Origin of the sequence: Variovorax sp. RKNM96, assembly GCF_017161115.1 — a bacterium.
Taxonomy (GTDB): Bacteria; Pseudomonadota; Gammaproteobacteria; order Burkholderiales; family Burkholderiaceae_C; genus Variovorax.
Genome location: NZ_CP046508.1, coordinates 82,513 through 106,582, shown reverse-complemented (window position 1 = coordinate 106,582; position 24,070 = coordinate 82,513). Strand labels below are relative to the sequence as shown.

Annotated in this window: 23 protein-coding genes; 17 read left to right on the top strand and 6 right to left on the bottom strand. The window is 67.7% G+C overall.

Features of this window, described 5'->3' with window-relative positions; all coding sequences use genetic code 11:
• Positions 1-36 precede the first annotated feature (36 nt).
• Positions 37-261, top strand: a complete 225-nt coding sequence (locus GNX71_RS00530; protein WP_206176520.1) for a 4-oxalocrotonate tautomerase family protein — start codon at positions 37-39, stop codon at positions 259-261.
• A 37-nt stretch (positions 262-298) separates the two neighbouring features.
• Here the strand turns inward: GNX71_RS00530 and GNX71_RS00525 are convergent, their stop codons facing one another.
• A complete protein-coding gene (locus GNX71_RS00525) occupies positions 299-691 on the bottom strand; it encodes a hypothetical protein (protein ID WP_206176519.1) in 393 nt (130 codons plus the stop codon).
• Positions 692-785: 94 nt separating this feature from the next.
• On the bottom strand, positions 786-1,499 hold the full coding sequence (locus GNX71_RS00520; protein ID WP_206176518.1) for a Crp/Fnr family transcriptional regulator: 714 nt from the start codon (positions 1,497-1,499) through the stop codon (positions 786-788).
• Positions 1,500-1,623: 124 nt separating this feature from the next.
• Between GNX71_RS00520 and GNX71_RS00515 the strand changes: the two genes are divergently transcribed.
• From GNX71_RS00515 to GNX71_RS00500, 4 genes are read left to right on the top strand one after another with little or no spacing between them, the layout of a single operon-like run.
• Complete coding sequence (locus GNX71_RS00515; protein ID WP_206176516.1) at positions 1,624-2,547, top strand: 3-keto-5-aminohexanoate cleavage protein; 924 nt, start codon at positions 1,624-1,626, stop codon at positions 2,545-2,547.
• A gap of 39 nt (positions 2,548-2,586) precedes the next feature.
• Positions 2,587-3,801 carry an ABC transporter substrate-binding protein gene (locus GNX71_RS00510; RefSeq protein WP_206176514.1) on the top strand — a complete coding sequence of 405 codons (1,215 nt, stop codon included), beginning with the start codon at positions 2,587-2,589 and terminating at the stop codon, positions 3,799-3,801.
• A complete protein-coding gene (locus tag GNX71_RS00505) occupies positions 3,798-4,748 on the top strand; it encodes a 3-hydroxyacyl-CoA dehydrogenase NAD-binding domain-containing protein (protein ID WP_206176512.1) in 951 nt (316 codons plus the stop codon). Before GNX71_RS00510 ends, GNX71_RS00505 begins: the two co-directional genes overlap by 4 nt.
• A 1-nt stretch (position 4,749) precedes the next feature.
• Complete coding sequence (locus GNX71_RS00500) at positions 4,750-6,558, top strand: feruloyl-CoA synthase (protein ID WP_206176510.1); 1,809 nt, start codon at positions 4,750-4,752, stop codon at positions 6,556-6,558.
• Here GNX71_RS00500 and GNX71_RS00495 read toward each other — a convergent pair whose 3' ends face one another.
• Positions 6,559-7,476 carry a LysR family transcriptional regulator gene (locus tag GNX71_RS00495; protein ID WP_206176509.1) on the bottom strand — a complete coding sequence of 306 codons (918 nt, stop codon included), beginning with the start codon at positions 7,474-7,476 and terminating at the stop codon, positions 6,559-6,561. It lies immediately after the preceding gene.
• A gap of 122 nt (positions 7,477-7,598) precedes the next feature.
• On the opposite strand from GNX71_RS00495, the gene GNX71_RS00490 reads away from it, so the two are divergent.
• From GNX71_RS00490 to GNX71_RS00480, 3 genes are read left to right on the top strand one after another with little or no spacing between them, the layout of a single operon-like run.
• Complete coding sequence (locus tag GNX71_RS00490) at positions 7,599-8,966, top strand: MFS transporter (RefSeq protein WP_206176507.1); 1,368 nt, start codon at positions 7,599-7,601, stop codon at positions 8,964-8,966.
• A gap of 15 nt (positions 8,967-8,981) precedes the next feature.
• The gene (locus tag GNX71_RS00485) at positions 8,982-9,491 is read left to right on the top strand and encodes a GAF domain-containing protein (RefSeq protein WP_206176506.1); all 510 of its coding nucleotides are present in this window, start codon (positions 8,982-8,984) and stop codon (positions 9,489-9,491) included.
• A complete protein-coding gene (locus GNX71_RS00480; protein WP_206176504.1) occupies positions 9,488-10,741 on the top strand; it encodes an amidohydrolase family protein in 1,254 nt (417 codons plus the stop codon). The genes GNX71_RS00485 and GNX71_RS00480 overlap by 4 nt, the downstream gene beginning before the upstream one ends.
• A 6-nt stretch (positions 10,742-10,747) precedes the next feature.
• Here the strand turns inward: GNX71_RS00480 and GNX71_RS00475 are convergent, their stop codons facing one another.
• On the bottom strand, positions 10,748-11,557 hold the full coding sequence (locus tag GNX71_RS00475) for a PaaX family transcriptional regulator (RefSeq protein WP_206176502.1): 810 nt from the start codon (positions 11,555-11,557) through the stop codon (positions 10,748-10,750).
• Positions 11,558-11,643: 86 nt separating this feature from the next.
• On the opposite strand from GNX71_RS00475, the gene GNX71_RS00470 reads away from it, so the two are divergent.
• Positions 11,644-12,420 (top strand): crotonase/enoyl-CoA hydratase family protein, encoded by a 777-nt coding sequence (locus GNX71_RS00470; RefSeq protein ID WP_206179304.1) that lies wholly within the window; start codon positions 11,644-11,646, stop codon positions 12,418-12,420.
• Position 12,421: 1 nt separating this feature from the next.
• Here the strand turns inward: GNX71_RS00470 and GNX71_RS00465 are convergent, their stop codons facing one another.
• Positions 12,422-13,804, bottom strand: a complete 1,383-nt coding sequence (locus tag GNX71_RS00465; protein WP_206176500.1) for a PLP-dependent aminotransferase family protein — start codon at positions 13,802-13,804, stop codon at positions 12,422-12,424.
• 137 nt (positions 13,805-13,941) lie between these two features.
• Between GNX71_RS00465 and GNX71_RS00460 the strand changes: the two genes are divergently transcribed.
• The 4 genes from GNX71_RS00460 to GNX71_RS00445 all read left to right on the top strand — a co-directional run bounded on the left by GNX71_RS00460 (position 13,942) and on the right by GNX71_RS00445 (position 19,008).
• On the top strand, positions 13,942-15,228 hold the full coding sequence (locus tag GNX71_RS00460; RefSeq protein WP_206176499.1) for a hydroxymethylglutaryl-CoA reductase, degradative: 1,287 nt from the start codon (positions 13,942-13,944) through the stop codon (positions 15,226-15,228).
• 96 nt (positions 15,229-15,324) lie between these two features.
• Positions 15,325-15,777, top strand: coding sequence for a hypothetical protein (locus tag GNX71_RS00455; RefSeq protein ID WP_206176497.1), 453 nt, complete (start codon positions 15,325-15,327; stop codon positions 15,775-15,777).
• Positions 15,774-17,162 carry a tripartite tricarboxylate transporter permease gene (locus tag GNX71_RS00450; protein WP_206176496.1) on the top strand — a complete coding sequence of 463 codons (1,389 nt, stop codon included), beginning with the start codon at positions 15,774-15,776 and terminating at the stop codon, positions 17,160-17,162. Before GNX71_RS00455 ends, GNX71_RS00450 begins: the two co-directional genes overlap by 4 nt.
• Before the next feature lie 37 nt (positions 17,163-17,199).
• Positions 17,200-19,008, top strand: coding sequence for an ABC transporter ATP-binding protein (locus tag GNX71_RS00445; RefSeq protein ID WP_206176494.1), 1,809 nt, complete (start codon positions 17,200-17,202; stop codon positions 19,006-19,008).
• 10 nt (positions 19,009-19,018) lie between these two features.
• Here the strand turns inward: GNX71_RS00445 and GNX71_RS00440 are convergent, their stop codons facing one another.
• On the bottom strand, positions 19,019-20,353 hold the full coding sequence (locus tag GNX71_RS00440) for an AsmA-like C-terminal region-containing protein (protein ID WP_206176493.1): 1,335 nt from the start codon (positions 20,351-20,353) through the stop codon (positions 19,019-19,021).
• Positions 20,354-20,437: 84 nt separating this feature from the next.
• On the opposite strand from GNX71_RS00440, the gene GNX71_RS00435 reads away from it, so the two are divergent.
• The 4 genes from GNX71_RS00435 (at position 20,438) to minD (ending at position 24,069) form a co-directional block, all read left to right on the top strand.
• A complete protein-coding gene (locus GNX71_RS00435; protein WP_206176491.1) occupies positions 20,438-20,860 on the top strand; it encodes a hotdog fold thioesterase in 423 nt (140 codons plus the stop codon).
• Between the two features lie 131 nt (positions 20,861-20,991).
• Entirely contained in the window at positions 20,992-22,275 is a 1,284-nt protein-coding gene (locus GNX71_RS00430) for a solute carrier family 23 protein (RefSeq protein WP_206176489.1), read from the top strand.
• 158 nt (positions 22,276-22,433) lie between these two features.
• Positions 22,434-23,201 (top strand): septum site-determining protein MinC, encoded by a 768-nt coding sequence (gene minC, locus GNX71_RS00425; protein WP_206176488.1) that lies wholly within the window; start codon positions 22,434-22,436, stop codon positions 23,199-23,201.
• A gap of 52 nt (positions 23,202-23,253) precedes the next feature.
• Positions 23,254-24,069, top strand: coding sequence for a septum site-determining protein MinD (gene minD / locus GNX71_RS00420; protein ID WP_206176486.1), 816 nt, complete (start codon positions 23,254-23,256; stop codon positions 24,067-24,069).
• Position 24,070 lies beyond the last annotated feature (1 nt).

Sequence of the window (24,070 nt, the reverse complement as noted above, 5' to 3'; positions counted from 1 at the left end):
CGCTCACCGTTCGTTCACACAGCCAAGGAGCACACCATGCCTTTCGTCAATCTGAAGATCACCCGCGACGGCGTCACGCGCGAGCAGAAGACCCAGGTCATCGCCGAGTTCACGGAGGTCCTCGAACGCGTGCTGAAGAAGCCGCCGGAGTGGACGCACATCGTGATCGAGGAAATCGATACGGATGACTGGGGGGTCGGGGGGGTGACGACCACCGAATACCGCAAGCGGCTGGCGGAGCAGGCGAAGAAGCCGCAGTGACGGATTGAGGCGTACGCGCCCAGCGCGAGCGGCGGAATCAGTCGTCTCTGCCAGACAACCTTCTGATCTCGCCTTCCGCGATCTCCCGGTGATGCGGCGATCCTTCGAGAAGCAGGTACTCCCTGTACTTGTCGATGGCCAGTGCAACCTCACCCGCGTCTTCGTGCCAACACGCCTCCGACATGAATCGAGTGAGCAGCTTGTTGGACTCGGAGTGCGGCGAGGGTTCGCTCAAGTAGGCAGGTTTCAGATCTGGCCGAAGCGCGTACACCTTTTGCTGGATCTCGAATATTCCCGCAAGGAAATGGCCGATCTGCGAGATGTTGTCGCGAACCGGCTCCAGCTTCGCATCCCGGATTTCCGAAGCGGCACTGTCGAGCAATCTTGCCGCGACGGTGAGAAGGTGATGAATAGATTCTGGCGATGCCATATGGATTTGCTGGAGAAACGTGTTCGATCAGTGACTTGCGCCTCGCCCGCGCAGATTACAGAAGAACTCCAGGAAAAGCGCAGTTCTTCATCCGCTACTCGATGAACCGCCGCAGCCCTTCCAGGTCGATCACGGTGATCCCCCCGTACTCGATCCGCAGGAACCCCACCTCCTTCAACCGGTTCAGCGCCGCATTGCACCGTTGCCGCGACACCCCCGAGAGATTCGCAATCTCCTCCTGCGAGGTCTGCAGATGCGGCTCGCTCCCCGGATGCAGCCACGGGTGGAACAGCCCCGCGAGCGCGCGCGCCACCTGGCTGTCCGCATCGAGCAGCCGGTGCGCCGCGTAGTTGCCCATGAACCAGTGCAGCCGCTCGTTGATCTGCTGCAGCAGGAAGTGATCGAAGCCGCGCTGCGTGCGGTGCAGCCACTCGAAGGTTTCCAGCGGCAACTGCGCCACGCGGCTCGGGCGCAGCGCAATGATGTCGGCCGAGCGCGGCAGTGCGCGCAGCAGCGTGCCCTCGCCGAACCAGCTTCCCACCGAGAGGCCCCCGAAAGTCACCGAGCGCCCGTCGCTGGAGGTGATCGACCACTTGAGCAGCCCTTCGAGCGTGCCGTACCAGTGCAGCGGCGTGTCGCCGCGCCGGCACAGCGCGGCGCCGGCCGCCACCTCGACCTCGCGCATCTCGTCGAGCACGCGCTCGCCCGCGCCCACATCGAGCAGCGGAAACCAGGCCGAGCCTTGCAGCAGTTGCGGAATCGTCAGCGATGCCGCCCGGATGGCCGGCTCCGGCTTCTTGGTGGGCATGAAATGAAAGCTCCTGGAGGGCGGGTGCGTAAACCCTGACCCCAAATGTCGTCGCGATGACTGAGTGTGCCTTCGCTGCCAAAAATAATAGCGCGCCCCTCATGAAAGACACCAGGAAAACGCCATGTCGTCCAAGCGCAAAGTGATCGTGACCATCGCCCCCACCGGCGGCATGGCGCACAAGTCGCAGAACCCACATCTGCCCACCCAGCCCGCCGAAATTGCCGCCGACGTGCTGCGCTGCTGGAACGCCGGCGCGAGCGTGGTGGCCATCCACGCGCGGCGGCCCGATGACGGCGCCACCTGCAACGCCGATGTCTATCGCGACATCAACAGCCGCATCCGCGCAGGCGGCAGCGACATCGTCATCAACAACTCCACCGGTGGCGGCGTGCACGGCGACATGGTCAAGCCGCTGGCAGACGACCGCTGGGAGATCGCGTGGGAAGAGCGCATCAAGGGCATGGACGCCGGCGCCGAGATGTGCACGCTGGACGCAACCACGCTCAACCTGAGCTTCGAGGGCAAGCAGATCCTGATGGACACGCCGATCACCCGCGGGCGCGAACTCGCCGCCGGCATGAAGGCGCGCGGCATCAAGCCCGAATGGGAGGTCTTCAGCCCCACGCACATCCTGCAGGACACGACCACGCTGATCGGCGAGGGCCACGATGAGGAGCCCTACTTCATCAATCTCGTGATGAATGTGCACCGCAACTTCCAGAACGCAATGCCGTATTCGCCGCGCTTCCTGCAGATGATGGTGGACACCCTGCCCAAGGGCAGCATCTTCTGCGTGAGCGGCATCGGCCCTTCGCAGCTCGAAGCCAACGTGGCTGCACTGCTGCTGGGCGGACATGCGCGCGTCGGTCTGGAAGACAACCTCTACTTTCGCCATGGCGAACTGGCCACCAACGTGCAGCTCACCGAGCGCATCGTGCGGGTCATCCGCGAGCTCGACATGGAAGTGGCCACGCCGGCCGAGGCGCGCCAGATGATGGGCCTGCCGCGCACCGGCACGCCGCGGCCCGAGTTCGCACTGGGCTGACCGAGCCAACGAACAAATACAACGACCGGAGACAAGACCATGACCACCCACCTCTCGCGCACCGCGCTGGCCATTGCGCTCGGCGCCGCCTTCGCCACCACCGGCGCTTCGGCGCAGGTATCGGACGACACCATCCGCATCGGCTTCATCAGCGACATGTCGGGCATCTACCGCGACTACGACGGCCCGGCCGGCGCCGAAGCCATCCGCATGGCGATCGCCGACATGGGCGGCGCCATCGACGGCAAGAAGATCGAGCTGGTCACCGCCGACCACCAGAACAAGCCCGACATCGCGGCCGCCAAGGCGCGCGAGTGGTTCGATGTGCAGAAGGTCGACATGCTGATCGCGGGGGTCAATTCCGGTGCGGCCATCGCGATGGCGGGCGTAGCGGCCGACAAGAAGAAACCGTACTTCGTGGTGGGCTCGGGCGCTTCGAGCCTCACCAACGAATACTGCTCGCCCTACACGGTGCACTACGCCTACGACACCGTGGCCATGGCGCGCGGCACCGCGAGCGCGGTGGTCAAGGCGGGAGGAAAGAGCTGGTACTTCGTGACCGCCGACTACGCCTTCGGCGCCGCGCTGCAGACCGATGCGGCCAAGATCATCAATGCCAGCGGCGGCACCGTGGCGGGCTCGGTCAAGCATCCGCTGGGCGCGAGCGATTTCTCGTCGTTCATGCTGCAGGCGCAGGGCTCGAAGGCGCAGGTGCTGGCGCTCGCCAATGCGGGCGGCGACACCGTGAACGCGATCAAGTCGGCGGCCGAGTTCGGCATCAGCAAGAACATGAAGCTGGCCGGCATGATCATCACCATCAACGACGTGCACGCACTGGGCCTGAAGACCTCGCAAGGCATGTACCTCACCGACAGCTGGTACTGGAACCAGAGCCCCGAGGCGCGCACCTGGGCGCGGCGCTTCTTCGACAAGCACAAGCGCATGCCTTCCTCTTTCCACGCCGGCGACTACTCGGCCGCGCTGCAATATCTGCAGGCGGTGAAGGCGGCCGGCAGCGACGATGCCGACAAGGTGATGGCGCAATTGCGCAAGACGAAGTTCAGCGACATGTTCGTCAAGGGCGGATGGCTGCGCGACGATGGCCTCATGGTGCACGACATGCAATTGATGCAGGTGAAGACGCCCGACGAATCGAAAGAGCCGTGGGACTACTACAAGGTGGTCGAGCCGATCCGCGGCGAGGCTGCATGGACGACGAAGGCAGAGAGCCGCTGCGTGCGATGGAAGTCATGAGCAACAACACCCTGGATGTGAAACGCGTGGCGGTCGTCGGCACCGGCGTGATCGGCGCGAGCTGGGCCGCGTACTTTCTCGCGCAAGGACTCGACGTGAACGCGACCGATCCGTCGCCCGGCGCGGAAGGCCGATTGCGCGATGCGGTGGCGCAGCACTGGCCGACGCTGGAGCGCTTCGGCCTCGCGTCCGGCGCGTCGGTCGACCGGCTGCGCTTTCACGACAGCCTGGAAGACGCGGTATCGGTGGCCGACTTCGTGCAGGAGAACGGCCCCGAGCGCATGGACTTCAAGATCGAGCTGTTCCGCCGCATGGACGCGGCCGCGCCGCCGGACACCATCCTCGCGTCGAGTTCGTCGGGCCTGGCGATCAGCGGCGTGCAGTCGGGCTGCGCGCATCCGCAGCGCGTGGTGCTCGGGCATCCGTTCAATCCGCCGCACCTGATTCCACTGGTGGAGGTGATCGGCGGCGAGAAGACCTCGGCCGAAGCCATCGCGCGCACGATGGCGTTCTACGCGGCCATCGGCAAGCGGCCGATCCACGTGAAGCGCGAGGTCAAGGGCCACATCGCGAACCGGCTGCAGGCGGCGCTGTGGCGCGAGGCCTTCCACCTCGTCGATGAAGGCGTGGCGAGCGTGGCGGACATCGACACCGCGATCGCGCACGGCCCCGGCCTGCGCTGGGCGGTGATGGGGCCGTTCATGAACCTGCATCTCTCGGGCGGTGCCGGTGGTATCGAACATGTGCTCGCGCACCTGGGCGGGCCGATCGAGGACTGGTGGAAGGACCTGGGCGCCCCATCGATGACAGCCGAGCTCAAGCAGAAGGTGACCGAAGGCGTTGCCGAGGAACTGGGCACGCGCCGCAGGGCCGACCTCGAAGCCGCGCGCGACACCCTGCTGTTAGACCTGATTCGCGCCAAGGCCGACACCGGCAAACTCGATTGACATGACCGATTTCCTCAACGACGAAAGCCTGATCGCCCCGCCCCGCACGGTACGCATCGACTTCGACGACGGCTCCTTCGCGCTGCGCTCGCTGCAGGCGCTGAAGCCCTATGCACGCTGCATCGGCGAATGGATCGAGCGCTGGGCGCGCGAGACACCCGACGCCCTGGCGTTCGCGGAGCGCGACGAGAGCGGCGAAGGTTGGCGCAAGCTCGACTACCGCGCGCTGCGCCACGCCGTCGGCGCGGTCGCGCAGGGCCTGCTCGACCTGAAGCTTCCTGCAGGCCAGCCCATCGTGATCCTTTCGGACAACGCGATCGACCACGCAGTGCTGATGCTCGGGGCGATGCACATCGGCCGCACCGCGTGCTCGCTGTCGAGCGCGTACTCGCGCATGGCGAAGGACCCGTCGCGGCTGCACGGCATGCTGAAGGCGCTCGGGCCTTCGCTGATCTACGCGTCCGATGCCAAGGTTTACGGCGGCGCGCTGGCGGGCTGCGGCGTCGAGGCCGTCACGGTGTTCAGCCGCAATGCCGACGCACATCCCGGGGCGATGGCCTTCGACCGGTTGCTCGCGGCCAGCGAAACCCCGGCCGTGATGGAAGCCTTTGCCGCCATCCTCCCCGACACCCACGCCAAGTACCTGCTGACCTCCGGCTCCACCGGCAAGCCCAAGGTGGTGATCAACACACACCGCATGCTGTGCGCCAACCAGCAGATGATGGCGCAGACCTGGCGCTTCCTTGTGCAGGAAAAGCCGGTGCTGGTCGACTGGCTCCCGTGGAGCCACACCTTCGGCGCGAACCACAACCTGCACATGGTGCTGTGCCACGGCGGCGCGCTCTACATCGACGAGGGCCGGCCCGCGCCGGGCCTGATCGAGAAGACGGTGCGCAACCTGCGCGAAGTGAAGCCCACGCTGCTGTTCAACGTGCCGCGCGGCTTCGACATGCTGCTGCCCTTTCTCGAGGCCGACGAGGCGCTCGCCACCGAGGTGTTCTCGCGGCTGCGGCTTGCCTTCTATGCGGCGGCGGCACTCGCGCCTTCGACATGGCAACGGCTCGAGGCAGTGGCCCGGCGCGTGCGGCCCACGCGCCCGCTGTGGCTCACCACTTCGTGGGGTGCGACCGAGACCTCGCCCGCCATCACCTCCGCGCACTGGAAGCTCGACGGCGCCGGTTGCATCGGCGCGCCGCTGCCGGGGCTCGAGCTCAAGTTCGTGCCCAACGGGCAGAAGCTGGAGATGCGGGTCAAGGGCGTCTCGGTGTTCCCTGGCTACCGCGATGCGCCACGCGAAACCGCGGAGGCCTTCGACGAAGAGGGCTACTACCGCATCGGCGACGCCGGCTTCCTTGCGAACGCCGCGGAGCCCACGCACGGCGTGATCTTCAACGGCCGCGTCGCCGAGGACTTCAAGCTCTCGACCGGCACCTGGGTCTCGGTGGGCACGCTGCGCGTGAAGCTGGTGTCGCTGCTCGCGCCGCATGTGCAGGACGTGGTGCTCACCGGCCACGACCGCGACGAGATCGGCATGCTGGTGTTCCCCAGTCCGCAGGCTGCATCGCTCGCGCCCGAGGCGCTGGCCGAACGCATCGCCGGCGTGCTGCGTTCGCTGCGCGATGAAGGTGCGGGTTCGTCGCAATGCCCGGCGTGTGCGCTGGTGCTGGCCGAGCCGCCCAGCCTCGATGCGGGCGAGATCACCGACAAGGGCTACATCAACCAGCGCGCGGTGCTCACGCGCCGCGCGGCCGACGTGGCGCGCCTGCATGCGGCGGAGAGTGACCCTCAGGTGGTGCGCCTGCGCGGCTGATCAGGACGGCTGCTCGAACAACGCGAGCAGCGTGTCCTTGACCCACTGGTGCAGCGCCGAGGTCTCGTGCCGCTGGTGCCAGAACAGTTCGATGATGCGCGGCGGCGCCTCCAGCGGCACCGGCATCATGCGCAGGCCCGCGAGGCGCGAGGGTTCGAACTTCTCCGACCATGGCAGCACCGCGAGCAGGTCGGAGCGGCGCACCGCCTCGTACGCCGCGCCGTAGTGGTTCACCGTTGCGACCAGGTTGCGCTGCAGCCCGCGGCTGCGCAGAAAGAGGTCGTAGGTCGGCGTGGTCTTGCCGACCAGGCTCACATCCACATGCCGCGCCGCCAGGAATTTCTTCAGCGGAATCTTGCCCGTGCGCGCCAGCGGATGCCCCGCGCGCATGAAGCAGAGGAAATCGGGTGACCACAACGCCCTCGACTTGAGGAACGCGGGCCGCCGCACTTCCTCGTTGTAGACGCTGATCGCGAAGTCGGCCTTGTTGTCGGCCAGCACTGGGCCGAAGTCCACCAGCGTGTTCGGAATGGCGTGGACCTGCATCGACGGCGCGACCTTGCCCAACCGGGCCGCCAGCCGCGGCACCACGATCGAGGACACGTAGTCGGACATCGCGATGCTCACGCTCGCGGTGCTGCGCAGCGCGTCGAAGCGCTCGTCGTCCATGGTCGCGCGGATCGCATGCAGCGACTGCGACAGCGGCTCCCAGAGATCGATGGCGCGCCGGGTCGGGTTGACGCCCGCACCGCTGCGCACGAAGAGCGGATCGTCGAAGGTGTCGCGCAGCCGGCGCAGCGCATTGCTGACAGCGGGCTGCGTCAGCGACAGCTTGCTGGCCGCGCGCGTGACATTGCCTTCGGTCATCAGGGCTTCGAACACCTTCAGCAGGTTGAGATCGGCATTGCGGTAGTTCATCTTGCGTCCCGTTCATTCACCGGCTCAATAAACACAATCACGGATATAAATTTGCCGTGATATCCCCCCGATCCTACGATCTGCCGCTTCACCCCCACCCCACCTGAAGCCGAGGGATCCCCATGACCATGCTGTCGGCGCGCATCGAGCGCCTGCCCTTCTCTGGTTTCCATCGACGCCTGCTCCTCATGGGGGGCCTCGGCTACACCTTCGATGCAATGGACGCCGCCGTGATCGCCTTCGTGCTGCCGGTGCTGCGCACCGAATGGGGGCTCAGCAGCGTGCAGATCGGCGTGCTGGCCAGCGCGAACTTCATCGGCTTCTTCTTCGGCGCGTTGGCAGCCGGCTCCTTCGGCGACCTGATCGGGCGACGCAAGGTGATGATGTCGGCGCTCGCGATCTACTGCGTGGCCTCGCTCTTCAGCGGCATGGTCAACGACTGGACGTTCTTCCTCGCGCTGCGCATCGTGGCCGGCTTCGGCGCCGGGGCCGAGAGCGCGATCATCGCGCCCTACCTCTCGGAATTCGTGGCGCGGCGCTACCGCGGCACCTTCACGGGGGCGCTCGCAGGCTTCTTCTCGTTCGGCTTCGTCGCCGCGGCGCTCCTGGGCTATTTCATCGTGCCGGCGCATCCGCAGGGCTGGCGCATCGTCATCTTCATCACCGCGCTGCCCGTGGTGCTGCTGCTGTGGTGGCGCCGCGCGCTGCCGGAGTCGCCGCGCTGGCTCGAGAGCCAGGGGCGCGAGCACGAAGCGCTCGCCATCATGGATGCGATGGAGTACGACCACGTGCGCCGCGGCCACGCGCTGCCCGCGCTCAACGCCGAAGACGTCGCCTCCCCACCGCCCAGCACGAGCCGCGGCAGCCTGCTGAAGAACTACGCGACGCTCATCTCCAGCAAGCTCATCCGCATCAGCACCATGACCTGGCTGATGTGGCTGTCGATCACCTTCAGCTACTACTCGTTCTTCACCTGGATTCCGAGCCTGCTGATCCAGAACGGCATGACGATCACCAAGAGCTTCGGCTATTCGCTGGTGATGTACATCGCGCAGATTCCGGGCTACTTCTCGGCCGCGTGGTTCAACGAGCGCATCGGCCGGCAGGCCACCATCGTGAGCTACATGCTGCTGGGCGGGCTCTGCGCGCTGGGGCTCGCGTTCACGCACAGCGACGCGCAGATCATGGTCGCGGGCGTGCTGCTGTCCTTCTTCATGAACGGCACCTACGCGGGCGTCTATGCCTACACCCCCGAGGTGTTTCCGACGCAGGTGCGGGCGACGGGCTCGGGCCTGGCCTCGGCCATCGGGCGCATCGGCGGCATCACGGCGCCGATCCTGGTGGGCTTCATCTATCCGACCGCCGGCTTCGCGGGCGTGTTCGGCATGACGACGGCGGTGCTGCTGCTGGGTGCGGCGGCCGTCACGTTCATGGGCATTCCCACGCGCGGCCGTTCGCTCGAAGACATCGCGGCCGGCGAACTTTCCTGACGACCTCCGACAACCATGCAGCCCAACTCTCTCGAAGATTCCCTCTCCGCCGTGGCGCTCGCCCATGCCGACACCACCCAGCCGCACGCCACTTTCGATGCCATCGACAAGGCGGTCGCATCGACCATCGGCCACCGGCTCTTCACCATCCTGGTCCACCACCGCGAGGCGCGCGAATCCGAGCGGGTGTACACCAACATGCGCGAGGCCTACCCGGTGGGCGGGCGCAAGCCCATCACCGACTCACCGTGGATGCAGCAGGTGATGCAGCGCGGCCTGCCCTACATCGGCCGCAACGCCGAGGACCTGCGCGATGTGTTCTACGACCACGAACTCATCGTGTCGCTCGGTTGCCGCAGCGTGCTGAACATTCCGCTGCGCTGGCAGGGCGAGACGCTCGGCACGCTCAACATGCTGCACGAGGAAAACTGGTACGGCGACGGCCACGTCGAGCTCGCGCGCGTGTTCGCGCAACTGGCGGTGCCGGCCGTGATGGCGCAACAAGCGAAGGAGCCCCAGGCATGACGACAACGAACAGCTTTCTTTTCAGGAACGCGAACCTGCTCGATCCGCTGAGCAAGGATCTGCTCGAAGGCCATGACATCCTGGTCGAAGGCGGCGTGGTCCGCGAGGTCTCCGACAAGCCGCTGCAGAGCAAGGCCGCGCGCGTCATCGACGTGAAGGGCAAGACGGTGATGCCCGGCCTCATCGACCTGCACGTGCATGTGATCGCGGTGGAGCTGAACCTCTCGCGCCAGGTGCACATGCCCAATGTGCTCATCACGCTGCGCAGCGTGCCCATGCTGCGCGGCATGCTGCGCCGCGGCTTCACCACGGTGCGCGACGCGGGCGGCGCGGGCTTCGCGTTCAAGCAGGCCGTGGACGCGGGCCTTGCGCAGGGGCCGCGCCTGTTCGTCTCGGGCCGCGCGCTGAGCCAGACGGGCGGGCATGGCGACATGCGCGGGCGCTCCGACTTTCTCGACCCGGCCGCCACCTGTTCGACCTGCGTGCGGGTCGGCGCGCTGGCGCGTGTCGTGGACGGCGTCGACGCGGTGCGCCGCGCCGTGCGCGAAGAGCTGCAGATGGGCGCGGACCAGATCAAGATCATGGCCTCCGGCGGCGTGGCCTCGCCGACCGATCCGGTGGGCGCCTTCGGCTACAGCGAGGACGAGATCCGCGCCATCGTGGAAGAGGCCGCGGGCCGCGGCACCTACGTGATGGCGCATGCCTACACCGCCGCGGCCATCGCGCGCGCGGTGCGCTGCGGCGTCCGCACCATCGAGCACGGCAACCTCGTGGATGCGCCCACGGCCGCGCTGATGGCCGAGCTGGGCGCCTACGCGGTGCCTACGCTGGTCACCTACGACGCGCTGGCCAACGAAGGCGAGAGCTTCGGCTTGCCCAAGGAAAGCGTGGCCAAGGTGGCCGACGTGCGCGAGGCGGGCCTGCGCTCGCTGGAGATCTACAGGAAGGCCGGCGTGAAGATGGGCTTCGGCTCCGACCTCTTGGGCGAGTCGCAACGCCTGCAGAGCGACGAGTTCCGCCTGCGCGCCGAGGTGCTGTCGCCGGCCGAGGCCATCGCGAGCGCCACCATCGTCGGTGCGGAGGTGCTGGGCATGCCAGATCGCCTCGGCCGTCTCGTGCCCGGTGCGCTGGCCGACATCCTCGTGGTCGATGGCAATCCGCTGCGCGATGTCGAATGCCTGCTGGGACAGGGCGAGCGCATTCCGCTGGTCATGAAGGAAGGCGTGGTCCAGTTCGACGAACTGGGCTGAGCCCGCTCACCACGGCTGGTCGAGCCACTCGTGCCAGAGCTTGCGCGCCTGGTCCTGGTAGCGGCGCATGAGGGCCAGCAGCGCGGCGCGCGGTGCCGGCGACATGAGTTCGGCCGGCAGCAGCGGATCGCGGATGAGGTGCGCGATGACGGCGCGCCCGAGCAGCAGCGACTCGCGGATGGCCACTTCGAGTGGCGCCGTACGCAGCCGCTTCTCGCTGCGCTGCAGGCCGCTCTGAAGGCGCTGGTATTCGGCCGTGAGGAGCCGCACGTTCCACAGCTTGCGCGCGGCCGCCTGCGATGCATCGTCGAGGTCGGAGAGACGAAACACCATCGCCCTGGCCGACAGCCCCAGGCCTCCCAACTGGTCGCGCTCGACCGCGAGGCCGCCCTTCAGGTTGTCGGGCCGGATGTGCAAACCGGGTTGCAACGCCGCGAAGCCGCGCAGCGAGAGCGCAAGGCCATGGCGGCGCCAGGCCGTCTTGTCGGCGCGCGGAACGTCGGTGTCGTGCACGGCGAGCCAGTCCTGCCGCCACGGGATGGTTTGCGAACCGCGCTGGTACCAGCCGTCCACGGCGCGCGCGAGCGGCGCGCCGGTACGGTCGAGCACATAGCTGCCGCGCTCGCTGCGGGCGATCTTGCCCTCGCTCGCGAGCCGCGTAAGGCCCACGCGGATGGTCGTTTCGCCGATGCCCATCAGCGCGCCGGCGCGGCATATCGCCTGTGCCGTGAGCATGCCGCGGTCGGCCACGAGCAGGTCGAGGATCAGGTCGGGCGCACTGGGGCGAGCGACCAGGACATTACATATTTTTTCCACGTTTGCGCATCGGAGAAATATTTCCTACGATGACCCGAGAGCGATCAAGCAAGTAATTTTGCCTCGAAGGGAACGCGAGCATGACCATGAAATACGTGACCTATGACACGGATCAGGCGGTCTGTACCCTCACCCTGAATTGCCCGGACAAGCGCAATGCAGTCAACGGCATCGTGGCCGCCGAACTGCGCGAGGCCTTCGAGCGCTTCGAGGCCGACGACGCGCTGCGCGTGGCGATCCTCACCGGCGCAGGCGGCCACTTCTGCGCCGGCGCCGACCTGGGCGCGGTCGGCAACCCGGACGAGCGCAACGAGCTCGACCCCGAGGGCGGCGGCAGCGGGCCGATGGGGCCGACGCGCATGGCGTTGTCCAAGCCGCTCATCGCGGCGGTGAACGGCTACGCGGTCGCGGGCGGCCTCGAACTCGCACTGCTCGCCGACCTGCGCGTGGCCGACGACGACGCGGTCTTCGGCGTGTTCTGCCGCCGCTGGGGCGTGCCGCTGATCGACGGCGGCACGGTGCGGTTGCCGCGCATCGTGGGCATGGGGCGCGCGCTGGACATGATCCTCACCGGACGGCCCGTCTCCGCCACCGAGGCGCTGGCGATGGGCCTGGTCAACCGCGTCACGCCGCCGGGCGGCGCGCTCGCCGCGGCGCGGGAGCTGGCACTGCAGATCGCCGCGTTCCCGCAGCAATGCATGCTCACCGACCGCCGCTCCGCCTACGGGCAGTGGGACCTGCCGCTGGCCGAGGCGCTGCGGCGCGAAGGCGCGCAGGGCGTGCCGATCGTCTTTGCCGAAGGCGAAGCCGGCGCCGCGCGCTTTGCCGGCGGCGCGGGGCGGCACGGCACCTTCAAGGGCTGATTCAGGCGCGCCTTCGCAGCGCGGTGCGCAGCGCCTTCGCAAAGCGCGGATCGGCCATCGCGCCGACATTGAAGCGCGACCAGCGCGAGACCAGCGTCGAATCGACGCTGAAGATGCGCCCCGGCGCCATCACGATCTTGCGCGGCAGCAGTTCCTTCGCGAACGCCAGCGAATCGGCCACGCCGGGGAGCGCCGCCCAGATGTAGAGCGACTGCGGCGTGCGTGCGAAGACCTCGGCATCGACCGAATCGAACAGCTGCAGCGCCTTGCGCGTGGCCTCGCCCAGGCGCGTCTGCAGGCGGTTCAGGTGCCGCTGGTAATGGCCCTCGCTCAGGATCACGTCGACCGTGCGCTCGCTGTACTCCGAGCTGCTCACGTGGATCAGCGCCTTCAGGTCGGCCAGGTCGCTCGCGAGGTCCGCCCCGCAGGCGATGAAGCCCACGCGCAGCGCCGCGGAGAACGATTTCGAGAAGCTGCCGATGTAGATCGTGCGCTCCAGCTGGTCGAGTGCCGAGAGCCGCGGCAATGCGGTCGGCTTGAAGTCGGCCAGCGGGTCGTTTTCCACGATCAGCAGGTTGTATTTTTGCGCGAGCTGCAGCACGCGGAAGGCCTTGGCGGGCGAGATGTCCGAGCCCGTGGGGTTGTGCGCGAGCGACTGCGTGAAGAAGAGCCGCGGCCGCTCGGCGATGAGCAGCTGCTCCAGCACCTCGAGGTCGGGTCCATCCGCCAGCCGCGGCACGGCCAGCATCTGCGCACCCGCGAGCTTGAGCTTGCCGAAGAGCGGGTAGTAGCCGGGGTCGTCCACCAGCACCTTGCCGCCGGGCGGCACGAAGTAGCGGATGACGATGTCCATCGCCTCGTTGGCGCCGTGCGTAAGCACGATCTGCCGCGGCTCGGCGCCGATGCCGAAGTCCGCGAGCTTGCGCACGAGGTGGTCGCGCAGCGGCGCGTAGCCGAAGCGGCTGCCGTAGCGGAACAGCGCGCCGAGTCCCGTGCGCACGACCTTCGGGTGGTACTTGTCAAGGCGCACGTCGGCGAGCCATTCGACGGGCGGAAAGCCATCGCCCACCGCGACCGCATCGGGCTGCGTCTTGAGCTGCTCGCGCATGAGCCACACGATGTCCATCGCGCGGCCGAGGCTGCCCGCGTCTTCCTCGGGCGGCTTGGGGCTGGACTGCGCGAGCACGAAGTAGCCCGAACCGCGCCGCGGCTCGACGAGGCCGCGCGACACCAGCAGCTCGAACGCGGCCACCACGGTGTTCTTGGCATAGCCATGCAGTTGCGCCAGTTCGCGCAGCGACGGCAGCTTGTCGCCGGCCTTGTAGGCGCCGCTCGCGATCTGGCGCGCGAGGGTGTCGGCGAGCGAATCGGCGATCGTGGTCATGGGCCGAGACTGTGACACAGCGGGCCGCTGCCGCGCACCACTGTCCGCACTGTCCCGCCAAACTGTGCCTTCCGCCGGCGGTACAGCCGACCTAAATTGCCTGCTCCCGAATTCATCTTCCGAAGAGACAAGCAACGATGGTCGCCGACTCCCGCATTCCCAATTTCCGAGCCCTCACGCCCGCGCAGCGCTTCGCCCACATCGCCGAGGCCGCATCGCTCACCGACGACGAAGTGGCGCTGCTCGCCCAACCCGGCGCGTTGAGCGTGGACCGTGCCAACGGCATGGTCGAGAACGTGATCGGCACCTTCGAGCTGCCGCTGGGCGTGGCCGGCAACTTCACGGTGAACGGTCGCGACTACCTCGTGCCGATGGCGGTCGAAGAGCCCTCGGTGGTGGCTGCCGCATCGTTCATGGCCAAGCTGGCGCGCGAAGGCGGCGGCTTCGAGGCCTCGAGCACCGGTCCGCTGATGCGCGCGCAGGTGCAGGTGATCGGTATCACCGACCCCTACGGCGCGCGGCTCGCGCTGCTGCGTGCGCGCGACGAGATCCTGGCCGTGGCGAACAGCCGCGACAAGGTGCTGATCGGCCTGGGCGGCGGCTGCCGCGACATCGAGGTGCATGTGTTCGGCGACACGCCGCGCGGCGCGATGGTGGTGATGCACCTCATCGTCGACGTGCGCGATGCGATGGGCGCGAACACCGTCAACACCATGGCCGAGGCGGTGTCGCCGCTGGTCGAGAAGCTCACGGGCGGCACGGTGCGCCTGCGTATCCTGTCGAACCTGGCGGACCTGCGGCTGGCGCGTGCGCGCGTGCGGCTCGCACCAGCGGTACTGGCCACGCGCGAGCGCAGCGGCGAAGAAGTGGTCGAGGGCGTGATCGACGCGTACACCTTCGCGGCCATCGACCCCTACCGCGCGGCGACGCACAACAAGGGCATCATGAACGGCGTCGATCCAGTGATCGTCGCGACCGGCAACGACTGGCGCGCGGTGGAAGCCGGCGCACATGCCTATGCCTGCCGCAGCGGGCGCTACACCTCGCTCACCACGTGGGAGAAGGACACGACGGGCGCGCTCGTCGGCACCATCGAGATGCCGATGCCCGTGGGACTCGTGGGCGGCGCGACGAAGACGCATCCGCTCGCACGGCTCGCCCTGAAGATCCTCGATGTGAAGTCGGCACAGGAGCTCGGGGAAGTCGCCGTGGCCGTCGGCCTCGCGCAGAACCTGGGCGCGTTGCGCGCGCTCGCCACCGAAGGCATCCAGCGCGGCCACATGGCGCTGCATGCCCGCAACATCGCACTGGTCGCGGGCGCCACCGGCGACGAGATCGACAGCATCGCCAAGCAGATGGCCGCCGAGCACGACGTGCGCACCGACCGCGCCGTGGCGCTGCTCGAAGCGCTGCGCAAGAAATAAACAGGCAACGCGGGAGAGCCCGCACAACGGACCGCGGCCGATACCGCGGCGGCCATGGAAGTGGCCGTCACATGACCATAGACGGAGACATCACAAATGAACGCAGACAGTGCAACCCCCGCGCGGTGGCGGCTGGTGGAGATATGGGGCGACACGGCCGACCTGGGGCACCTCGCGTGGTCCATCGTCATCGGTGTCGCCGTGAGCCTCACGGGCTACCTCGTGGCGAGCCGCGTACTCGCGAGCGTCGTGAGCACGCCCGAACTGGCGCGCGCCTACGCCATGCTCGCCGGCCTCGGCGGCTGCGTGGTGTCGGGCCTGATCTGCGCGAAGCTCTTCGCGCCCAAGCGCGAGGTGGTCGAGGGCACGGACCCCGATCCGCGCTGGCGCGAAGAGGTGCTGGCCGAATTGGCCGGCGAGCATGGCGACCTCGGCTCGGTGGACGACCTGCCGCCGTCGGTGGTGCGCGAGATGAAGGAGCTCGAAATCTACGACCTGTTCGCGTCGTACAAGCCCCGCGCTCGCAGCGCCGAAGGAGCCGCACCATGATCGACGCCGCGCTCCTGAACCAGATCCTCGTCGCCACCGGCATGGGCCTCGTGGGCGCCATCGTGTTCGCGGCCATCGGCCTCGTCTCGGGCACCGACGAAACCACCACGCTTGCGCCTCTCACCCTGCTGGTGGTGTTGCTCGGCGTGCCGCCCGAAGGCGTGTTCACCTTCTTCCTGGCGGCCGCTGTGGCCAAGCACATGACGCATGCGGTGCCCACCGCGCTCCTGGGCATTCCGGGCGACACCATGGCCACGCCGCTGCTGCAGGACGCGAATGTGCTGCGCAACCTGGGCGTGCCGCACATCGCGCTGCGCAAGATGGTGTCGGGCGCGATCATCGCGGCCTTCATCGCGGTGCCGCTGGCCGTGCTGTTCGCAGTGCTGCTCGCGCCCTATGGCGCGGCCATCACCAAGGCGGCGCCGTGGATCTTCGTGGTGGCCGCCGTGGCCATCGCCTACTTCTCGAGCGGGCGCTGGGCCTCGGTGGCCACGCTGGTGCCGTTCGTGATGGTGATCGTGGCGCTGCAGGCGCTCACCGGCAAGTACGGCGTGAAGCTCAGCATCAGCTACTTCCTGGGCATCGCGATCGGGCCGCTGGTGGCGGACCTGTTCTCGGTGATCTCGCCCGCGGCGCGGGCGCGCATGAAGCGCGACAAGGTCCGCACCTTCTCGCTCGCGCCCGACGTGAAGGGCTGGACGGGCTACTTCCCGAATCCGTTCAAGGTGCTCGACCGCACGCAGGTGAAGTGGACCTTCGCGACCGCCACGATCTCCAGCGCCACCTTCGTGTTCAGCCCCGTCGCGATGACGGTGGTGCTGGGCGAGCTGGTCGGCTCGCGCATCAAGCACGCATACCACCGCCTCACCACCACGCTGGCCGCGCGCAACGGCGTGACCGAAGCCACCTACATCGCCGAAGCGCTGATTCCGCTGATCGCCATCGGCCTGCCGCTGAGCCCCGTCGCTGCCGGCCCGGCTGCGCCGCTCTTCAATGCGCCGCCGGTGTTCACCATCGATTCGGCCACGGGCCAGACCCACAACCTGCACAACCTGCTGAACCACTGGGAGTTCCTCGGCTACGGCATGCTGGCGGTGGTGCTCGCGGCACTGGTGGCCTATCCGTTCACGATGAACTTCGCGCGCCGCGCGGCGCTGTTCGTTTCGCGCAAGGTGAGCCACGAGGCGATCATCGCGACCTTCGTCGGGTTGATCGTGGTGATCAGCGTGTGGGAGGGCCAGTTGCTCGGCCTGCTGGTGATTCTCACGATGGGCCTGCTCGGTGGCCTCTTGTCGCGCGCCATCGGCTTCAACACCGGCGTGCAGTTCATGGGGTACTACACGGCGGTGCTGACAGTGCCGGCGGTGATCAAGGCGTTCGGCTGATTTCGCAGGTGCGGGGAGTGCGTCGCATACTGGCGCGATGCACATCCTCTGGACCTACCTGAGGCCGCACGCGCGCCTCGCACTGCTCGCCCTCTTGCTGGCGGGCATCAGCCAGGTGCTGGCGCTGGTCGACCCGATCATCTTCGGCAAGATCATCGACCAGTACGCCATCCATCGCGGCGGCAAGTCCGAAGAAGAGTTGGTCTCCGGCGTGCTGCACCTGCTGGCGCTCGCTGTGGCAGTGGCCATCGCGTCGCGGCTCGCCAAGGCGCTGCAGGAATACATCACGCGGCTGGTGGTGCAGAAGTTCGGCACGCAGATCTTCAACGATGGCCTGCGCCAAGTGCTGCGCCTGAAGTTTCCCGAGTTCGAGGACCTGCGCAGCGGCGAGACGCTGTCGATGCTGCAGAAGGTGCGCGCGGACAGCGAGCGCTTCATCAACGCCTTCATCAACACCGCCTTCGCGGCCATCGTGGGCATCGGGTTTCTCGTCTGGTACGCGGTGACCAAGCACTGGCTCTTGGTGCCGGTGTTCCTGATCGGCGTGCTGGTGCTGGGCGGGCTCACGGGCCTCCTGAGCCGCGAGATCAAGAGCCAGCAGCGCTCGATCACACGCGAAACCAACCGCAACTCGGGCTTCATCACCGAGTCGCTGCGCAACATCGAACTCATCAAGAGCCTGGGGCTGACCTTTCCCGAGATACGGCGGCTGCAGGCGCAGACCACGCGCATCTTCGCGCTCGAGATGCAGAAGGTGAAGCGCATCCGGCTGCTGTCGTTTTTGCAGGGCACGACGCTGAGTCTCTTGAAGCTGGCGGTGCTGTTCGCCTTGCTGTGGCTGATCTTTCGCGACGTGCTGAGCACGGGCGAGCTGATCGCGATGCAGTTCATCTCGGTCGCGATCTTTGCGCCGCTGCAGGAACTGGGCAACATCATCCTGGCGTACCGCGAGGCCGAGGCGTCGCTGCTGAACTTCGAGGCGCTGATGCAGAAACCGATCGAGCGGCGGCCCGAGTCGCCGATCAGCATCGGGCCGGTCACGCACCTGCGCTTTGCCAACGTGAGTTTTCGCCACAAGGGCGCGACGGACAACGCGCTCGACGAGGTGTCGTTCGAGGCGGGGCTGGGCGACACCATCGCCTTCGTCGGGCCCTCGGGCTCGGGCAAGTCGACGCTCGTGAAACTGCTGGTGGGCCTGTACACGCCCGCGAGCGGCGAGGTGTTCTACAACGACATCTCCACGCGCGACCTGCGCTACAACCAGGCGCGCCGGCAGATCGGTTTCGTCACGCAGGAGACGCATCTCTTCGCGGGCACGATCCGAGAGAACCTGCAACTCGTGAAGCCGGATGCCACCGACGAAGAGATCCTCGAAGCCATGCGGCAGGCCTCGTGCGCGTACCTGGCCGAGAAGTCGCCCGAGGGGCTGGACACGCCCATCGGCGAGCGCGGCATGAAGCTCTCGGGCGGAGAGAAGCAGCGACTGTCGATCGCGCGGGCGCTGGTGCGGGAGCCGCGCCTCCTGATCTTCGACGAGGCAACCTCGGCGCTCGACTCGCTGACGGAAGAACAGATCACCGCCACGGTGCGCGAGATTTCGGCGCGCAGCACGCAGATCACCATCCTCATCGCGCACCGGCTCTCGACGATCATGCATGCAGGCACGATCCACGTGCTGGAGAAAGGCCGCATCGTGGAGAGCGGCACGCATGCCGCGCTGCTCGAAGGCAAGGGGCTGTACTACGCGATGTGGCGCCAGCAGATCGGCGAGCGGCCGGTGCCGCGCGTGCAGGACGTCGAGCCCATTGCCATTGCCGAGCCGCCCGGCGAGGCCGAGCCCGCCTGACGCGCGCCTGTCAGCGCTGTGATGCCGGCGGCTTGCGCGGCTTCGGTACCGGCTTCTTCTCGGGCTCGCCGCCGCCGAACAGCTTTTCCACCTGCTGGCCGATGCGCGCGCCGATGGCCGTGCCCACGCCCGGCAGCACCGCGCTGCCGACCGCCGCGCCCGCGAGCGCGCCGCCGGTCAGCGACACCTCGGGGTCACTGACGGTGCCGCCGATCTTCAGCGGCACGCCGACCACGCCATCGACCAGGTCCACCGCGATGTCGCCGTCCATCCTGCGGTTGAAGAGCCGCAGGTTGCCGCTCGCGGTGAGCACGCCCGAACGCGCCTTGAGGTTGGTGTAGCGCATCACGATGCCGTCCTCGGTGCCCTGGGTATCGAGCGTGCCGGTGAGTTCGTCCAGCGGCGTGGTGCCGCCGCGGCTGATGCCGGCGGTGCTCACGGCCTTGGCGATGTCCAGCTTGGTGAGCGTGGCCGGCTGCACCGAGAAGGTGGTGCGGGTGTGCAGGCTGCGCATCAACGCGCCCACCTCGTCCGCCTCGGCCACGAGCGTGGAATGGCCATTGACCTTGCCCGCCACCGAGGTGCGGCGCCCGAAGGCCTGCACCAGGCCTTCGATGTCGACCTGACGCGGATCGAGCTCGGCCGAAAGGCGCAGCTTGCCGCCCTCGGGCGCCTCGAACAGCGCGACGCCGTTCCACGTGCCGCCGCCCACGTCGATGCGGGTGCGCCAGCGGTCCTGCCCGGCCTCGCGGTCCAGGCGCAGGCGCGCGGGCGGCGTCGCCCCGGCACGTTCCACGCGGGCCTGGCGCGGGCGCCAGTGGGGGTCGAAGGCGATCTCGCCGTCGTAGGCGAGCGCGATGTCGCGCCGGTCGATCCAGACCACGTCGCGCCAGCGCACCAGTTCCAGCGGAATGGGCGCGAGCGTCCAGGGCGCGGGCAGCGCGATGACGTTGCCGCCTTCGTGCGGCTTCGGGCCCTTGCCGCGGAAGGCACTCACCGACTCGCGCGGCAGCACGAGGCTTTCGATCTCCAGCTCGTCCACGGCGATGACGCGGTGCAGCAGTTCCGAGAGCTTGAGCTGCGCCGTCACGCGGCGCAGGGTGACCGGGCGCGGCTGGTCGGTGGCGATGTCCGAGAGCACGAGCACCGGGGTCGGCAGCAGCGCCCAGTGGGCGGCGCCGACCTTGAGGCCGACGCCGAAGCGCTGCTCGAAACCCTCGGAAATGCGCGCGGCCACCTCCTCGTCGCTGGGCAGCCGCGAACTCACGAACCACACCAGCGCACCGATGCCGAGCAGCAGGACGGCGGCAATGCCGATGAGCCAACGGCGGAGGGGGTGCTTCATCGGCCCAACTTAGCACGCAAAGGCGACTGCCGTTGTCAGCCGCCGTCGCTATAGTTTCTGGAACCCTGTCCCCGAAAGAACCGAATGCGTATCTGGAAAAAAGAGATCTCCGTCGAAGCACTGACCCGCAACCACGTCGGCACGGCCGTGTCCACGCTGGGCATCGAGTTCCTGGAGGTGGGCGACGACTTCATCCGCGCCCGCGCGCCGGTCGACGAACGCACCCGCCAGCCCTACGGCATCCTGCACGGCGGCGTGTCGGTGGTGCTGGCCGAGACGCTGGGCTCCTGCGGCGCGCACTACTCGGCCCCCGAGGGCGACCGCGCCGTGGGCCTGGACATCAACGCGAACCACATCCGCTCGGTCACCAGCGGCTGGGTCATCGGCACCGCGCGGCCGGTGCACCGGGGGCGCACCACGCAGGTCTGGCAGATCGACCTGACGAACGAGGCGGGCGAGCTGACCTGTGTCTCGCGCATCACCATGGCGGTGCTGCAGCCGCGCTGAGGCCGGCGCGGCGGGCCGGGCGGCCCCGCCACTTCTTCTCTTCTGGGTGTGTTCAGCGCGGGGTTCATCGACCACAATCACGCCCCGGAGCGCGCGGGGCGCCCGCCACAACCAACAAGAGGAGACAAGCAATGTTCAACTGGACTGAAAGACCGGCGTCCGCGCTGGCCAACGGCGCCGTCATCGGCCCCGACGAGCGCCTGCCCTGGCTGCAGACCGGCGCGATGGGCATCCAGCACGTGATCGCGATGTTCGGCGCCACGGTGCTGGCGCCGATCCTCATGGGCTTCAGCCCCAACATCGCGATCCTGATGAGCGGCATCGGCACGCTGATCTTCTATTTCGTCACCGGCGGCAAGGTGCCCAGCTACCTGGGCTCGAGCTTCGCGTTCATCGGCGTGGTGATCGCGGCCAGCGGCTACGCGGGCAAGGGGCCGAATGCCAACATCGCGGTGGCGCTCGGCGGCATCGTGGCCTGCGGGGTGGTCTACATCCTGATCGGAGCGCTGGTGCAGGCCATCGGTACAGGCTGGATCGAACGCTTCATGCCGCCCGTGGTCACTGGCGCCGTGGTGGCGGTGATCGGCCTGAACCTCGCGGCCGTGCCGATCAAGAACATGGCGGCCAGCAACTTCGATTCGTGGATGCAGGCCGTGACCTTCCTCTGCGTCGGGCTGGTGGCGGTGTTCGCGCGGGGCATGCTGCAGCGCCTCCTGATCCTGGTGGGGCTGATCCTGGCCACGGTGGTCTATGCGGTGCTCACAAACCTGCTGGGCATGGGCAAGCCGGTGGACCTGAGCGGCATCGCCAACGCGGCCTGGTTCGGCCTGCCGACCTTCACCACGCCGGTGTTCACGGCTAACGCGATGCTCTTGATCGCGCCCGTGGCGATCATCCTCGTGGCGGAAAACCTCGGCCATCTGAAGGCGGTGACGGCCATGACCGGCCGCAACCTCGACCCCTACATGGGCCGCGCCTTCATCGGCGACGGCATCGCCACGGTGGTGAGCGGCGCGGCGGGCGGCACGGGCGTGACCACCTATGCCGAGAACATCGGCGTGATGGCGGCCACGCGCATCTACTCGACGGCGGTGTTCGTGGTGGCGGCCGTCATTGCGCTCGTCCTGGGCTTCAGCCCCAAGTTCGGCGCGCTGATCCAGGCGATTCCGCTGCCGGTGATGGGCGGCGTGAGCATCGTGGTGTTCGGGCTGATCGCCATTGCGGGCGCCAAGATCTGGGTCGACAACAAGGTCGACTTCTCGCAGAACAAGAACCTGATCGTGGCCGCGATCACGCTGATCATCGGCACGGGCGACTTCACGCTGAAGTTCGGCGACTTCGCGCTGGGCGGCATCGGGACCGCGACGTTCGGGGCGATCATCCTCTACGCGCTGCTGGGCAAGACGAAGAACTGAGGGCTCCGCAGCGCGGCGCGAAGTGCGCGCAATCCCGGGCGTTTGCCTCGTAACGTCGTGCAAGAAGTGTTGTCTGGAGCGGATCGGGCCAAGGCCGGTCACCGGCCGGAAGCCCGCGCCCGTTAGACTCGAACGCTTTTCGCACCGACGTTTTCCCAATGGCCGATGTCTCCGCCGCGCGCACCAAGGCGGTTTTCGAATTCAAGAGCGCCACGCTGCCGCTGATCGCAGTGATCCTCAAGACGTCCGACCTGGACGTGCTGGCCGAGGCGCTCGACGCCCAGCTGGCCGACTCGCCCGATTTCTTCGAGCAGGAGCCGGTGGTGATCGACCTCTCCCAGCTCCCCGAGCAGGACGAGGATGGCGAAGCCACCGCCGAAATCGACTTCGCGGCCCTGCGCAACCTCCTGGCGCGCCACCAGACCCAGCCGATCGCCGTGCGCGGCGGCAACGACACCCAGAATGCCGCGGCCCGCGCCGCCGGTCTCTCGCTGGCGGCCATGCCCTCGGCCCCCGCGCCCCGGCCGCCGGCCCCGCCCGCCGAGGCGCCGGCCGAAGCCCCGCAGATCATTCGAGAAGTGCCGGTGCCGGCCAACGGCACGCTCCTGATCGACAAGCCGCTGCGCTCGGGCCAGCAGGTCTACGCCCGCGGCGGCGACGTGGTGGTGACGGCCGTGGTGAGCTTCGGCGCCGAAGTCATCGCCGACGGCAACGTGCATGTGTACGCGCCATTGCGTGGCAAGGCGATCGCGGGCGCGCGCGGCAACACCGAGGCGCGGATCTTCTCGACCTGCATGGAAGCGCAGCTCGTGGCCATCGCCGGCATCTACCGCACCAACGAAGTGCCGCTGCCGGACCCGGTGCTCGGCAAGTCGGCCCAGGTGCGCCTCGACGGCAAAAAGCTAGTGATCGACGCGATCCCCTGACGGACGCGGCGCTCTGAAACCAACAACAGAATCGAAACAAGAAGGAATGGCCATGGCCAAAATTGTGGTGGTGACCTCGGGCAAGGGTGGCGTCGGCAAGACGACCACGAGCGCCAGCTTCGCATCCGGCCTCGCGCTTGCGGGCAAGAAGACGGCCGTGATCGACTTCGACGTGGGCCTGCGCAACCTCGACCTGATCATGGGCTGCGAACGCCGCGTGGTGTATGACCTCATCAACGTGATCCAGGGCGAGGCCAACCTGAGCCAGGCGCTCATCAAGGACAAGCAGTGCGACAACCTGTTCGTGCTGGCCGCCTCGCAGACGCGCGACAAGGAAGCGCTCACGCAAGAGGGCGTCGAGAAGATCCTGAACGACCTCGCCGCGATGGACTTCGAATACATCGTCTGCGACTCGCCCGCGGGCATCGAGACCGGCGCGATGATGGCGATGCACTTCGCCGACGAGGCGCTGGTGGTGACCAACCCCGAAGTCTCTTCGGTGCGCGACTCGGACCGCATCCTGGGCATGCTCAGCAGCAAGACCAAGCGCGCCAAGGACGGCGGCGAGCCGATCAAGGAGCACCTCTTGATCACCCGCTACAACCCGAACCGGGTGGCGGGCGGCCAGATGCTCTCGCTCGAAGACATCCAGGACATCCTGCGCATCAAGCTGATCGGTGTGATCCCCGAGTCGGAAAGCGTGCTGCATGCCTCCAACCAGGGCGTGCCCGCGATCCACGACAAGGACACCGACGTGGCGCAGGCCTACAGCGACGTGGTGGCGCGGTTCCTCGGTGAAGAGAAGCCGATGCGCTTCGTCGACGCCGAGAAGCCGGGCTTCTTCAAGCGGATTTTCGGGAGCAAGTAGG